The 14,341-nt window shown below is 69.3% G+C and carries 12 protein-coding genes and 1 pseudogene; 11 read left to right on the top strand and 2 right to left on the bottom strand.

The window, feature by feature from the left end; genetic code table 11:
• Positions 1 to 207: 207 nt before the first annotated feature.
• Positions 208 to 879: a potassium channel family protein gene (locus OG329_RS08675; RefSeq protein ID WP_405793869.1), complete on the bottom strand. Its 672-nt coding sequence runs from the start codon at positions 877 to 879 to the stop codon at positions 208 to 210.
• Positions 879 to 1,547 (bottom strand): potassium channel family protein, encoded by a 669-nt coding sequence (locus tag OG329_RS08670; protein ID WP_405793868.1) that lies wholly within the window; start codon positions 1,545 to 1,547, stop codon positions 879 to 881. Before OG329_RS08670 ends, OG329_RS08675 begins: the two co-directional genes overlap by 1 nt.
• A gap of 302 nt (positions 1,548 to 1,849) precedes the next feature.
• On the opposite strand from OG329_RS08670, the gene OG329_RS08665 reads away from it, so the two are divergent.
• From OG329_RS08665 to OG329_RS08615, 11 genes and pseudogenes are all read left to right on the top strand, one after another.
• The gene (locus tag OG329_RS08665; RefSeq protein ID WP_405793867.1) at positions 1,850 to 2,191 is read left to right on the top strand and encodes an ArsR/SmtB family transcription factor; all 342 of its coding nucleotides are present in this window, start codon (positions 1,850 to 1,852) and stop codon (positions 2,189 to 2,191) included.
• The gene (locus tag OG329_RS08660; RefSeq protein WP_405793865.1) at positions 2,188 to 2,457 is read left to right on the top strand and encodes a hypothetical protein; all 270 of its coding nucleotides are present in this window, start codon (positions 2,188 to 2,190) and stop codon (positions 2,455 to 2,457) included. Before OG329_RS08665 ends, OG329_RS08660 begins: the two co-directional genes overlap by 4 nt.
• A gap of 179 nt (positions 2,458 to 2,636) precedes the next feature.
• Positions 2,637 to 4,748, top strand: coding sequence for an MMPL family transporter (locus tag OG329_RS08655; protein ID WP_405793864.1), 2,112 nt, complete (start codon positions 2,637 to 2,639; stop codon positions 4,746 to 4,748).
• A 146-nt stretch (positions 4,749 to 4,894) separates the two neighbouring features.
• Complete coding sequence (locus OG329_RS08650; protein ID WP_405793862.1) at positions 4,895 to 6,946, top strand: APC family permease; 2,052 nt, start codon at positions 4,895 to 4,897, stop codon at positions 6,944 to 6,946.
• 111 nt (positions 6,947 to 7,057) lie between these two features.
• Positions 7,058 to 8,422, top strand: a complete 1,365-nt coding sequence (locus OG329_RS08645) for a class I SAM-dependent RNA methyltransferase (protein WP_405793861.1) — start codon at positions 7,058 to 7,060, stop codon at positions 8,420 to 8,422.
• A 785-nt stretch (positions 8,423 to 9,207) separates the two neighbouring features.
• Positions 9,208 to 9,489 (top strand): annotated as a pseudogene (locus OG329_RS08640) (DUF4365 domain-containing protein); the annotation flags it as partial.
• A gap of 58 nt (positions 9,490 to 9,547) precedes the next feature.
• Positions 9,548 to 9,871: a hypothetical protein gene (locus OG329_RS08635; RefSeq protein ID WP_405802235.1), complete on the top strand. Its 324-nt coding sequence runs from the start codon at positions 9,548 to 9,550 to the stop codon at positions 9,869 to 9,871.
• A 40-nt stretch (positions 9,872 to 9,911) separates the two neighbouring features.
• Positions 9,912 to 10,304, top strand: coding sequence for a hypothetical protein (locus OG329_RS08630; RefSeq protein WP_405793859.1), 393 nt, complete (start codon positions 9,912 to 9,914; stop codon positions 10,302 to 10,304).
• The gene (gene brxD, locus OG329_RS08625) at positions 10,301 to 11,635 is read left to right on the top strand and encodes a BREX system ATP-binding protein BrxD (RefSeq protein WP_405793858.1); all 1,335 of its coding nucleotides are present in this window, start codon (positions 10,301 to 10,303) and stop codon (positions 11,633 to 11,635) included. The genes OG329_RS08630 and brxD overlap by 4 nt, the downstream gene beginning before the upstream one ends.
• On the top strand, positions 11,632 to 13,845 hold the full coding sequence (locus OG329_RS08620; RefSeq protein WP_405793856.1) for a DEAD/DEAH box helicase: 2,214 nt from the start codon (positions 11,632 to 11,634) through the stop codon (positions 13,843 to 13,845). The genes brxD and OG329_RS08620 overlap by 4 nt, the downstream gene beginning before the upstream one ends.
• A 266-nt stretch (positions 13,846 to 14,111) precedes the next feature.
• The gene (locus tag OG329_RS08615; protein ID WP_405793854.1) at positions 14,112 to 14,273 is read left to right on the top strand and encodes a hypothetical protein; all 162 of its coding nucleotides are present in this window, start codon (positions 14,112 to 14,114) and stop codon (positions 14,271 to 14,273) included.
• The last annotated feature ends 68 nt before the right edge of the window (positions 14,274 to 14,341 follow it).

Here is a 14,341-nt window from a genome sequence, read left to right as displayed (position 1 = left end):
CGCACGCCGCCCCCGGCAACGAGACCGCAACCACCCAGCCCGTCCGGCGCTTGAGGACGAAACCGACCCGCAGGCGGAAAACGCAACCCCGGGCCACCCCGGAGTCGCACCCGGCCACCACCGCAACCACCAAGCCCGTCCGGCGCTTGAGGACGAAACCGACCCGCAGGCGCGGACCGGCACACGCAACCCCGCAACAGCTCAGCGCTAAGCGTCCTCGCGGCGGACGGACAGTAGGTCCTCCAGTTGTTCCTCCCGTGCCTGCGCCGCCACGAACAGCAGTTCGTCGCCCGCCTCCAGCGTTTCCTCCGCGTTCGGCGTCAGCACCCGGGACCCGCGGATGATCGTCACCAGCGACGTGTCCTCCGGCCAGAGCACGTCCCCGACCTGCGTCCCCGTGACCGCCGACTCCGGCGGCAGCGTCAGCTCCACCAGGTTCGCGTCGCCGTGGCTGAAGCGCAGCAGCCGTACGAGATCGCCGACGCTCACCGCCTCCTCCACCAGCGCCGACATCAGACGCGGCGTCGACACCGCGACGTCCACGCCCCACGACTCGTTGAACAGCCACTCGTTCTTCGGGTTGTTGACGCGGGCGACCACTCTCGGTACGCCGTACTCCGTCTTGGCCAGCAGCGAGACGACCAGGTTGACCTTGTCGTCGCCGGTCGCCGCGATCACGACGTTGCAGCGCTGGAGCGCCGCCTCGTCGAGCGAGGTGATCTCGCACGCGTCGGCCAGCAGCCATTCCGCCATCGGGACCCGCTCGACCGAGATGGCGGTGGGCGCCTTGTCGATGAGCAGGACCTCGTGGCCGTTCTCCAGCAGTTCGCCCGCGATGGAACGACCCACCGCGCCGGCTCCGGCAATCGCGACGCGCATCAGTGACCGCCTTCCTCAGGGCCCTCGGCGAAAGCCGCCTCGACCTTCTGGATGTCGTCCGTACGCATCATCACGTGGACGAGGTCGCCCTCCTGGAGCACCGTCTGCGACGTGGGCAGTATGGCCTCGCCGAGCCGGGTGAGGAACGCGACGCGTACCCCCGTCTCCTCCTGGAGCGTGCTGATCTTGTGGCCGATCCAGGCGGCCGAGGTGTGGACCTCGGCGAGCTGGACGCCACCGCTCGGGTCGCGCCACAGCGGCTCCGCGCCGGACGGCAGCAGCCGCCGCAGCATCTGGTCGGCGGTCCAGCGGACGGTCGCCACGGTCGGGATGCCGAGCCGTTGGTAGACCTCCGCGCGCCGGGGGTCGTAGATGCGCGCGGCGACGTTCTCGATGCCGAACATCTCGCGGGCCACCCGGGCGGCGATGATGTTCGAGTTGTCGCCGCTGCTGACCGCGGCGAACGCGCCCGCGTCCTCGATGCCCGCGTCGCGCAAGGTGTCCTGGTCGAAGCCGACGCCGTTGACACGCCGCCCGCCGAAGCCGGAGCCGAGCCGGCGGAAGGCCGTGGGGTCCTGGTCGATGACCGCGACCGTGTGCCCCTGCCGCTCGAGGCTGGTCGCGAGTGCGGCTCCCACCCGGCCGCAGCCCATGATGACGATGTGCACGTCCTCTTTACCCCGCAGTCCTGTTCGCCGAGCTGACCTGCGTAAACACCTGATTCATTCCTTCTTCTCCGTGCGCCGGGCCACGGACGGGACAACCGTACGGGGCGCCGCCCGGTGATGAGCTTATGCGTCCGCGTCCGCCGTGCCGTCACCCGTGTCGGGGATCTTCCGGGAGACGACAGGGGGACCCTGAGACGACCCCGACTTCCCCTCAGTCCACCCTGATATGTGTCAGGTTTCTTTGACAGGTCCGGACGACCCCTGTCAGTCTTCTCTGACAGGTGCTGATGAAGGGGGCTGCGATGCAAGAGGTCCCGACCGGCGACGAGCTGCTGAAAGTACTCGGCGCACTCGGCAATCCGCACCGGATGCGGATCGTCGGCGCGCTCCTGGAGGGCCGTAACTACGTCAGCAGGCTCGCCCGCGAACTCGGCATCGGCCGCCCGCTGCTGCATATGCATCTCCAGCGGCTGGAGGCGGCCGGACTGGTCGTCGGGACGCTGGAGCTGTCCGAGAGCGGCAAGTCGATGAAGTTCTTCGAGCTGACGCCGTTCTGTTTCGCCCTGACCCCTCAGTCCGTCGCGACGGCGGCGCTGACGCTTCCCGAAGAAGAGAGAACGACCGTGAAGGAGTCCGCGAAATGAATGAATCGAGCGGCTGGACGGACCTGGCCGGAGCCATCGGCGCCGGCGGTGTCTTCCTGTTCCTCATCGTGGTCGTCTGGCAGATCGCGGCGACCTGGCGCGCACGCATGCTGGCCTCGCGCGAGGAGCAGTACAAGAAGCTCGCCACGAAGTACGCGCAGTTGTTGGAGGACAACGTCGAGTTGCACCGCCGCACGCTCGACGAGCTGACGCAGGCCCGTGGCTCCATCGCGTCGATGGAGAAGATGATGCGCGAGATCGAGTAGCCAGGGCCGGCGGTCGTAGCACCAAGTCAAGCCGTACGGCCGGGAGTTGCAGCTCCCGGCCGTACTCATGGAGATCCATCACCCGGGGCACCACCCCCACGCGCCACGGCAGGTCGCCAAACCATCACGCCGCGGTGCGGGAGGAGTGTGCCCCTCACTCCATACCGAGGAGATTACTCATGACCACGCTGCCCAAGCGGCTCGCCGGCGCACCCGGCGGCAGCCGCGGGAAGTGGTTCGTCCTGGTCGCCTGGCTGATCCTCGTCGTCGCGCTCGGCCCGCTCGCCGGGAAGCTCGGCGAGGTCGAGGAGTCGGGGCCCAACGCGTTCCTGCCCCGTGGCGCGGAATCCGCCCGGGTCAACACCGAGCTGGAGAAGTTCCGCACCGACACCCTGATGCCCGCCGTCGTCGTCTACACCGGCGAGGGGGCGGCGGCGAAGGCCGGGGCGGACCGCGCGCGTTTCGCGCCGTACGTCGCCGAGGGCGAGCAACTGCCGCCCGCCGCACCGTCCGACGACGGCGAGGCGCTGCTGGCCGTCGTACCCCTGTCGTACGAGGACGAGCTCACCGACACCGTCGACAAGCTCCGCGACATCGCCGGCGCCAACGCGCCGCCGGGCGTCGAGGCCGAGATCGGCGGCCCCGCCGCCGCACTGACCGACTCCGTCGCCGTCTTCGACACCCTCGACTCGACCCTGATGATCGCGACCGGCCTCGTCGTCGCCGTCCTGCTGCTGATCACCTACCGCAGCCCCCTGCTGTGGCTGTTCCCGCTGATGTCCGTCGGCTTCGCCGCCGTACTCACCCAGGTCGGCACGTATCTGCTCGCCAAGTACGGCCATCTGCCCGTCGATCCGCAGAGCGCGGGCATCCTGATGGTGCTCGTCTTCGGCGTCGGTACGGACTACGCGCTGCTGCTCATCGCCCGCTACCGCGAGGAGCTGCACCGGCAGGAGGACCGGCACGAGGCCATGAAGACCGCGCTGCGCCGCTCGGGTCCGGCGATCCTCGCCTCGGCGGGCACCGTCGCGGTCGGGCTGGCCGCTCTGGCGTTCGCCGACATCAACTCCTCGCGCTCCCTGGGGCTGGTCGGCGCCGTCGGTGTGGTCTGCGCGTTCCTCGCGATGATCACGGTCCTGCCCGCGCTGCTGGTGATCGCCGGCCGCTGGGTCTTCTGGCCGTTCGTCCCCCGCTTCGGCACTCCCTCCCGTAGGGAGGGGACGGTGTGGTCGCGGATCGGTGCCCTGGTCGCCCGGCGTCCGCGCTGGTCCTGGCTGATGTCGGTCGGTGTCACCGGCGTACTGGCGCTCAGCGCGTTCGGCATCGACATGGGGCTGCGGCAGTCGCAGATGTTCCAGGACAAGCCCGAGTCGGTCGTGGCGCAGGAACTGATCTCCGCGCACTACCCGTCGGGCGCCTCCGACCCGGCGAAGGTCGTCACCCGCGCCGACCGGGCCGCCGACGTCGAGTCGGCCGTACGGGACGTCAAGGGCGTCGCGCGCGTCGAGGACGGCGGCGAGCGTACGCCCGACGGCCGGCTCGCCACGCTCTCGGTGGTGCTGACCGACACCCCGGACAGCGCGGCGGCCAAGGACACCGTCGACCGGCTCCGGGACGCCGTACGGACGGTGGACGGCGCCGACGCTCTCGTCGGCGGGGCCACCGCGCAGACCCTGGACACGCAGCGGGCCGCCGACCGCGATCTGCGGACCGTCATCCCCGTGGTGCTGGTGGTGGTGCTGGTCGTACTGATCCTGCTGTTGCGCGCCCTGGTCGCGCCGCTGCTGCTGCTCGCGACGGTCGTCCTGTCGTACTTCGCCGCGCTCGGTGCCTCGAACCTGCTGTTCGAGAGCGTCTTCGGCTTCGCCGGCGTCGACTGGTCGATCCCGCTGATGGGCTTCGTGTTCCTGGTCGCCCTGGGCATCGACTACAACATCTTCCTGATGCACCGGGTCCGCGAGGAGGCGCTGCGGATCGGCCATACACGCGGCGTACTGGAGGGCCTGACCAGCACCGGCGGCGTCATCACCTCGGCGGGTGTCGTGCTCGCCGCGACCTTCGCCGTCTTCGCGGCGCTGCCACTGGTGACGATGGCGCAGATGGGCGTGATCGTCGGCATCGGCGTCCTGCTGGACACCTTCCTGGTCCGTACGGTGCTGGTGCCCGCGCTCGCGCTGGACCTGGGGCGCCGGTTCTGGTGGCCGGGGCGGCTCGTCGCCCGGGGTGCCCCCGGCGGCCCGGCGGGGCCGGCCGGGCGGCCTGCGGGGGAGCGCTCGCCCGAGCGCGTCTGAGACCGCCGGCCGGTGCCCCGCCGTCCCTTTCGCCGCAGCCCCGTCGTCGCGCGCGCTGGACGGCGCGGTGGACGGCGGGGCTCCGGCCCGGCCCGAGCGGGGTGGTGCTTGGGACCGCCCAGGCCGGACCGCTTACGATCCTCATCGTGCCGAAATTGACCGACGTGCCCAAACGGATCCTGATCGGCAGGGCGCTGCGTAGCGACAGGTTGGGAGAAACGCTTCTCCCTAAACGCATCGCACTGCCCGTCTTCGCCTCCGACCCGCTTTCCTCGGTGGCCTACGCGCCGGGGGAAGTCCTCCTGGTGCTCTCCATCGCGGGCGCGTCGGCGTACCACTTCAGCCCGTGGATCGCACTGGCCGTCGTGGTCCTGATGTTCACCGTCGTCGCCTCCTACCGGCAGAACGTGCACGCCTACCCGAGCGGCGGCGGCGACTACGAGGTCGCCAACACCAACCTCGGCCGCAGGGCCGGTCTGACCGTCGCGAGCGCGCTGCTCGTCGACTACGTCCTGACCGTGGCCGTGTCGATCTCCTCCGGCGTGGAGAACCTCGGCTCGGCGATCCCCTTCGTCATCGAGAACAAGGTCCTGTGCGCGATCGGGATAATCGTCATCCTGACCCTGATGAATCTGCGCGGCGTACGGGAGTCGGGCAAGCTTTTCGCCATTCCGACGTACATCTTCGTCACCGGCGTCTTCATCATGATCCTGTGGGGCGCCTACCGCGGCCTGGTGCGCGACGACACCATGGCCGCGCCCACCGCCCACTTCGAGATCAAGGCGGAGGAAGGCGGGCTGGCCGGATTCGCCCTGGTCTTCCTGCTGCTGCGCGCGTTCTCCTCCGGCTGCGCGGCCCTCACCGGCGTCGAGGCCATCAGCAACGGCGTCCCCGCCTTTCGTAAGCCCAAGAGCAAAAACGCCGCGACGACGCTGGCGCTCATGGGCACCCTGGCCGTCACCATGTTCTGCGGCATCATCGGGCTGGCCATGGCCACCGATGTGAAGATGGCCGAGTTCCCGGGCAAGGACCTGCTCCGCGAGGGTGTGCCGGTCGGCGACGGCTACATCCAGAATCCGGTCATCAGCCAGGTCGCCGCCGCCGTCTTCGGCCCGGACACCTTCTTCTTCGTCCTGCTCGCCGCGGCCACCGCGCTCGTGCTGTTCCTGGCCGCCAACACCGCGTACAACGGCTTCCCGCTGCTCGGCTCGATCCTCGCCCAGGACCGCTATCTGCCGCGCCAGCTCCACACCCGCGGCGACCGGCTCGCCTTCTCCAACGGCATCGTGCTGCTGGCCGGCGCCGCGATCCTGCTGGTGTGGTTCTACGGGGCGGACTCGACCAAGCTCATCCAGCTCTACATCGTCGGCGTCTTCGTCTCGTTCACCCTCAGCCAGACGGGCATGGTCCGGCACTGGAACCGCCATCTGCGCACCGAGCGGGACAAGGCCAAGCGCCGCCACATGATCCGCTCGCGCGCGATCAACACCTTCGGCGCCTTCTTCACCGGGCTCGTCCTGATCGTCGTGCTGGCCACCAAGTTCACGCACGGGGCATGGGTCGCCCTGCTCGGCATGGTGATCTTCTACGGCACGATGACCGCGATCCGCCGGCACTACGACCGCGTGGCCGAGGAGATCGCCGCCTCCGAGGGCCCCGGCCCCGACAGCACACGGCCGTCGCGCGTCCACACCATCGTGCTCGTCTCCAAGGTCCACAAGCCGACGCTGCGCGCCCTGGCGTTCGCGAAGCTGACCCGCTCGGACCGGCTGGAGGCGCTGAGCATCAACGTCGACGCCGCAGAGACCAAGCTGCTCAAGGAGGAGTGGGAGCGGCGGGGCATCAACGTGCCGCTGAAGATCCTCGACTCCCCGTACCGCGAGATCACCCGCCCCGTCATCGAGTACGTACGGGGCCTGCGCACCGAGAATCCGCGTGACGTGGTCAGCATCTTCATCCCCGAGTACGTGGTCGGCCGCTGGTTCGAGCAGGTGCTGCACAACCAGAGCGCGCTACGGCTCAAGGGGCGGCTCCTGTTCACCCCGGGTGTGATGGTGACCTCGGTGCCGTATCAACTCGAATCCTCCGAGGTCGCGAAGAAGCGGGCCAGACGGCGGGCGGAGTGGAGCGCGCCCGGCGCGGTGCGGCGGGGGCCGGTGGACACGCGCCCGAAGAAGGAACCGACGGACAAGCCCTGAGGGCTTCCGGGTGGCGGTGCGGGGTGCCGCGCACACGTAGACTGATCGGCTGCCCGTCCGGCCGTATCTTCCGGTCCTCCCGACTTTTGACCCTTTGGAGCCCAACCCGTCATGCAGACAGAACCGCAGCCTTCGGAGCAGGCTCCTGAGGAAGCTCCAGAGCAGGCTTCGCTGGTCGGGGAGGAGTACGAGGTCGAGGTCGGCCCCGTCGCGCACGGCGGCCACTGCATCGCCCGCACCGACGAGGGCCGGGTGCTGTTCGTACGGCACGCACTGCCCGGCGAGAAGATCGTCGCCCGCGTCACGGACGGCGACGAGGGCTCGCGCTATCTGCGCGCCGACGCGGTCACGATCCTGGACGCCTCCAAGGAACGCGTCGAGGCCCCCTGCCCCTACGCGGGCCCCGGCATGTGCGGCGGCTGCGACTGGCAGCACGCCAAGCCGGGCGCGCAGCGCCGCCTCAAGGGCGACGTCATCACCGAGCAGCTTCAGCGACTGGCGGGGCTCACGCCGGAGGAAGCGGGCTGGGACGGCACGGTCATGCCCGCGCCCGGCGACAAACTGCCCGCCGGCGAGGTGCCCCAGTGGCGTACCCGCGTGCAGTACGCCGTCGACGCCGACGGCCGGGCCGGACTGCGCAAGCACCGCTCGCACGACGTACAGCCCGTCGACCACTGCATGATCGCCTCCGAGGGCGTCAGCGAACTCGGCGTCGAGAAGCGCGAATGGCCGCAGATGGCCTCGGTCGAGGCGATCGCCGCCTCCGGCTCCGGCGACCGCCAGGTGATCCTCGCCCCCCTCAAGGGCGGCCGGCTCCCGCTGGTCGAGCTGGACAAGCCGGTGTCGGTCCTGCGGATCGAGGAACACGACGGGGGAGTGCACCGCGTCCACGGCCGCGCCTTCGTCCGCGAACGCGCCGACGACCGCACCTGGCGCATCGGCATGGGCGGCTTCTGGCAGGTCCACCCGAAGGCCCCCGAGGTGCTGGTGGAGGCCGTGATGCAGGGCCTGATGCCGCGCAAGGGCGAGACGGCACTCGACCTCTACTGCGGGGTGGGCCTGTTCGCGGGCGCGATCGCCCAACGCGTCGGCGAGACGGGCGCGGTGCTCGGCATCGAATCCGGCCGACGCGCGGCGGAGGACGCCCAGTACAACCTCCAGGACCTCCCCCGGGTCCGCATCGAACACGGCAAGGTCGACACGGTCCTGCCCCGCACCCAGATCACCGAGACGGACCTGATCGTCCTGGACCCCCCACGCGCGGGCGCCGGCAAACAGGTCGTCAACCACCTCGCGACCCTGGGCGCCCGCCGCATCGCCTACGTGGCCTGCGACCCGGCGGCACTGGCCCGCGACCTGGCGTACTTCCGGGAAGCGGGCTACAAGCCGCGTACGTTGCGGGCGTTCGACCTGTTTCCGATGACGCATCATGTGGAGTGCGTGGCGATCCTTGAGCCGGTTGCGAAGAGTGCCTGAACTGCCAGTTCGGGTGGTGTGCGTTAGGTGCGGTGTGGGCGTTACGGGCGATATCCTGACGCTGAAATGACGCTCTGCGAGACGCCTTGACGCTCATCCGACGCTCGTCCTGATGGTCCGTCAGGCCCTTTGTGTCGCTGGTCAAACGGTCTCCTGGTTGCGCGGGTGTGGCAGGTCGCCGGGGAATGTTCGTAGTGCCAAGCGTTCTTGCTCAGCCACATGTGCGTAGTGCCCTGTAGGTTCTTCGTCTGCTGCTAGCGCCTCGCTGGCCGGCCGAAACGAGGGCTTCTCAGTCGTGTGGATCGGGTCGGCCCGTGAAGGCCGGGATCTTGTTCCTCTGGCAGTGAGTTGTCAACCCTGCGCTCTGCTGTGCATCGGTGTTCACGCTGACGTCATGCAGGACGCTGGCGTGGTGGAGTCCCGGTTCGGTGTATGAACTCCACACGTCGCTGACCTGGGGAAAAGAGATACGGAGGCACAACTGGCCCGCGATGCCGGGTTGGTTCAGCCCGGCATCGCCGGCCATTCGCTGTCGTCGTTGGTGACGGTCTTGAAAGCGAGGCCGTCACAGGCATTCGTCATGGCTGATCGCCAGCGGAGCGCTGCATGCGGTCGGGCTCGACTGTCAGTGGTGTCGCATACGCCGAATGAGCACCTCGTTCGGCTCCTCGTCGAACTGCCGTGTCCAGCAAGGAGGGTGGGGCGATGGCTGATCGCAAGACCGTGACGCGTCAGACGTTCATCGGTGAGAAGGCATCGCCCTGATCGAACGGCGCTGCCTGGAGATGGGCCACATCTTCCACCCCCGGCGAGTCGACCACGGCATCGACGGACACATCGATCTGGTCGACCCTGACAGCCGGGCCGTTCTGAACCTGACCCTGCTGGTCCAGAGCAAGGCGCAGGGCCGGCGCTTCTCCGGCGAGACGGACGACGGCTTTCAGTACCTCTGCGACCAGCGCGATCTTGATCACTGGCTGTCCGGCAACTCGCCGGTCATCCTGGTCTTTTCCCACCCCGAGAGCCATGAGGCGTGGTGGGCGGAGGTCAAGGCGGCGTTCCCGGACGCGGTCAGCCGTGCTACCCGCCGCGTGGACATCGACAAGCACACCCAGCGCTTCGACCGTGGACGCCGCCCAGGCACTGCTGCACTTGGCGATGCCTCGGACAACGGGCCTGTACCTGCGCCCCGCGCCGATCACCGAAGTGCTGACCACGAACCTGCTGCCCGTCATCGAGATGCCGCCGACCGTGCTTCTGGCCCCGACGGCCTTCACCGACTACCGCGCGGCCGGTGGCGCACTGGAGGGGCAAGGTCGGCGCGAGTCCGGCTGGATTCTGCGGGACAACCTGGTCCTGTCGTTCCACGACCTGCGGGACTCGCCTCTGCGGGTGCTCGGCGACGGAGATCCTGAGCGGCGCGAGACCGGAGTGGGCGGACAGCGATGACCTCCAGCAGAGCGAAGAGCTGTTCGGCGCCGACGATGTCGTGACGCCCGAAGCCGAACCCACGGCACCACCCGCTCCCGCGACCCTCGGAGCGCGCGTCGTGGCGAGCGAGGTGTACGAGGCGCAGAAGGAGTACGTCCGCAAGGCTCCCGAAGGCAAGGTCGTCGCCGCCGTCGTCGACGCCCTCGCCGTCGCCGGGGGCACCATGTCGCCCGCAGCACTGGCGGCAGCCATCTCGGCGACCGGCCGGGTGCGGCGCAACATCGAGGGCTTCGTCGCCACCGTGCAGCGCCTGCTCAACGTGGAGGGGTACCCGGTGCTCGGCTTCGTCGACGCCGGTCACGCGGTCAAGCTCGACGTCGCCCTGTTGCGCGACCAGTTCCTGGCCGCCGACACCAAGGTCGCCGGGCCGCCGAGGAAGGACACGCCATGAACGCGGTGGCACCCGCCAGTCCCGTACGCCTGCGCGAGGTCGTGGACGCCCTGCGGCGCGGCACCGTACCGCAGGGCGGACTTGACCTGCTCGCCGTCGGCCTGGGCCGGTTCGAGGCTGCGCTCGACGACGACCTGGCCGGAGCGGCACGAGGCGGAGCGGCGTTCCACGCCATCCGCGGCGAGTACGGCTCCGGGAAGACGTTCTTCGCACGGTGGCTTGCCGAGCGCGCCAAACGAGCCGGACTCGCCACCGCCGAGGTCCAGATCTCCGAGACCGAGACTCCGCTTCACCGGCTGGAAACGGCCTACCGCAGACTCACCGAACGCCTGACGACCGCCACCCACCAGCCCAGCGCACTGCGCGCGGTCATCGACTCATGGTTCTACACACTGGAAGAGGAGGTCCTCGACGCCGGAGAGGCCGACGAGGAGGACGAAGCGGCGCTCACGGAGGCCGTCGACGCGCTCATGGAACGCAGACTCGCCGACGTCGCCCGGACCACGCCCGCCTTCGCCGCCGCGCTGCGCGGCTACCGCCGGGCCGTGGCCGCCGGAGACGGGGCGACTGCGGAAGCGCTCATTGCCTGGCTCGGCGGCCAGAAGTCGGTCGCGGCCTTCGCCCGCCGCAGCGCCGGGGTTCGCGGCGACCTCGACCACTTCGCGGCCCTCGGCTTCCTGCAGGGGCTGCTCACGGTGCTCCGCGACTGCGGCCACCCCGGCCTCCTCCTCGTCCTGGACGAGATCGAGACCCTCCAACGGGTGCGGGGCGATGTCCGGGAGAAGGGCCTCAACGCGCTGAGGCAGCTCCTCGACGAGATCGACGCGGGCCGGTTCCCGGGGCTGTTCCTCGTTATCACGGGAACCCCGGCGTTCTACGACGGACAACAGGGCGCGCAGCGGCTGCCTCCGCTTGCGCAACGGCTGGCCACCGATTTCACGACCGACCCGCGCTTCGACTCGCCGCGTGCCGTTCAGCTCCGGCTGCCGGGCTTCGACCTGACGCAGCTCGCCGAACTCGGCCGCAGCGTACGCGACTTGTACACACAGATTGCCCGCAATCCCGAGCGGGTGATCGAGCGGGCCGACGATGCGTATCTGGCGGAGCTGGCCAGGGCCGTCACTGGCGGGCTCGGCGGAAAGGTCGGCATCGCGCCCCGCGTGTTCCTGCGCAAGCTGGTGGCCGACGTCCTGGACCGTGTCGACGAGTTCGAGGACTTCGATCCGCGCACGCACTACGCGCTCACCCTCACCTCGTCCGAGCTGACCGAGACCGAGCGCAACGCGGCCGCTTCAGGGGATTCCGGCGCCGTCGAACTGGAGCTGCCGTGAGCCCCGGTGACCTGGACCCGGCGCTCACCCACCACATCGTCAACACCCTTGGCTGGCGGAGCCTGCACCCGCTCCAGGAAGCCGCCGTCACCCCCCTCGTCTGCGGCGACGATGCCGTCCTGCTCGCTCCCACCGCAGGCGGCAAGACCGAGGCAGCCGCCTTCCCTCTGCTGACCCGGATGGCGGGCGAACGGTGGAGCGGTACCTCCGTCCTTTACGTCTGTCCGCTGAAGGCCCTGCTCAACAACCTGCTGCCACGGCTGGAGACCTACACTTCCTGGCTCGGCCGTACCGTGGCTCTGTGGCACGGCGACACCACGGCTGGCGTCCGTAAACGCATCCTTGCCGCACGCCCCGACATCCTGCTCACCACCCCGGAATCACTGGAAGCGATGCTGGTGAGCGCCAACGTCGACCACACCTCGTTCTTCTCGGGGCTCCAAGCCGTCGTGGTGGACGAGGTGCACGCCTTCGCCGGCGACGACCGGGGATGGCACCTCCTCGCCGTACTCGAACGGCTCCAACGGGTCGCGGGACGGCCGATGCAACGCGTCGGTCTGTCGGCGACCGTCGGCAACCCGGACACGCTGCTTACCTGGCTGCAGGGTTCGGGAGCCGGTAAACGACCGGGGCAGGTAGTCGCCCCCCACCTCTCCGAGCCCGCGTCCTCGCCGACGGGATCCGGGGGCTTGCCCATGACGGCGGGATCCGGCGTTCCGCCCACGACGACCGGAGCTGGGGCTGTCCCCGAGGCGACCATCGGCCCGGCCGCCCTACCGCAGGGAGACATCCAGCTCGACCACGTCGGCTCGCTCGATAACGCGGCCACCGTCATTGCCGCGTTGCACCATGGCGAGAAGCGACTCGTCTTCTGCGAGTCGCGGCGTTACGTGGAGGAACTCGGCGAGAAGCTGCGGGCGAAGGGCGTCACCACGTTCCTCTCGCACGCCTCGCTCTCCCTCGAGGAGCGCCGACGTGCCGAAGCAGCCTTCGCCGAGGCCCGCGACTGCGTGATCATTTCCACCAGCACCCTGGAACTCGGCATCGATGTCGGTGATCTGGACCGTGTCATCCAGATCGACGCCCCCGCCTCGGTCGCCTCCTTCCTCCAGCGCCTCGGCCGCTCCGGACGCCGCGAAGGCGCCGCACGCAACTGCCTGTTCCTGGCCCTGGACGAGGACGGTCTGCTGAGCGCGGCAGGACTGCTGCTCAAGTGGTCGCAAGGATGGGTGGAACCGGTCTTGGCCCCACCGGAGCCCCGGCACATCGTCGCCCAGCAACTCCTCGCACTGTGCCTGCAGGAAAGCCGCGTCGGTGAGCACCTCTGGCAGGAATGGTGGAACGGGTTCGGCCCCTTCGGTATGTCGGCCGAGCCGATCGTGCGCCATCTCGTCGACCAGGGCTATCTGGACCAGGACGGCGGGATGCTGTTCATCGGTCCGGAAGCGGAACGGCGCTTCGGGCACCGTCACTTCATGAACCTCACCGCTGTGTTCACCGCACCCCCGCAGTTCACGGTCCTGCAAGGGCGTGGGGAGATCGGCCGCACCGACCCCAGCCTCCTCACAGAACGGGTCGACGGTCCGCGTCGGCTGCTGCTGGGCGGCCGAAGCTGGCAGGTCACGTACATCGACTGGCGGCGCAGGCGCTGCTTCGTCGAGCCCGTCGACGGGGGAGGCAAAGCAAAGTGGAGCAGCGCCGGTTTCGGCCTGGCCGGTTCCCATGAGCTCATTCGTGCCGAACGCCGGGTACTGCTGGGGGAGGACCCGCCCGTGAAGATGACGGGGCGGGCAGCCGGCGCCCTGCGCGCGGTCCGCGAGAAGTATCTGGAGCGGGTGCATCCCGGAGGCACCCTGGTGATTCAGGAGAGGGGCGGCCATCTGCGCTGGTGGACCTGGGCGGGCCACCGCACGAACGCCACACTCGCTGCGACCCTCAGCACGGTCGTTGTGCCGAGGCAGCACATCAACGACCGCTGGATCCGGTTGCGGGAGGACGTCACCGCGCACAGCTGGGTCGACGCGACGAAGGACGCGGCAGACCGGCTGTGTCTGCCGGACGTCGACGAACGCGCACTGCGCGGCATGAAGTTCGCGGAAGCCCTTCCACCGCGCCTAGCAGAGGCAACACTGTCGGCCCGGCTGGCCGACACGAAGTTCGCCGCCGCCGTACTCACGGAACCGGTGCGTTTCCTCCGGTGTGCGGGGTGACATCGAGGTGCCGGGACGACGATGCGGTTGAGGCGTGGAAGAAGGAGACGCGGCCGCCGGTAAGAGCACCGCGGCGGAGCGCGGCGCCCGGATCGTCTTTGAGGACGAGGTCAGGCAGTCGATGACTCCACCGCGTGCCAGGACCTGGGGCCGGATCGGTCAGAACCCGGTCGTGCGGGTGCAGGGCCCAGGGAGGCTGCCGATGGTGGGCATGGCCTGCTTCAAACCTGGTCGTCCGTGCCCGTGTCTAGCTTGTGGGTCTGATCGTGCTGATCTGGGACAATGTCCGCCTCCACCTGACCGCCGGTGTGGAGGAGTTCATCGTCGCGAATGCCGAGTGGGTAAGTTTGTCCCAACTCCGGGCCTACCCCACTGACCCCAATCCGACCGAGGGCATCTGGGCGCTGGCCAAGCGCGACCTGGGCTGACTTGGCTCTGGTCGAACTTCGGTCGGCCTAGAGCGAGCTGCTCGATCGTGTGCTCATGTCACCGCTGG

It is taken from the genome of Streptomyces sp. NBC_01506 (assembly GCF_045040295.1).
Lineage (GTDB): Bacteria > Actinomycetota > Actinomycetes > Streptomycetales > Streptomycetaceae > Streptomyces.
Note: the sequence above shows the minus strand (reverse complement) of the source record. Positions and strands in the feature narration are given on the sequence as shown.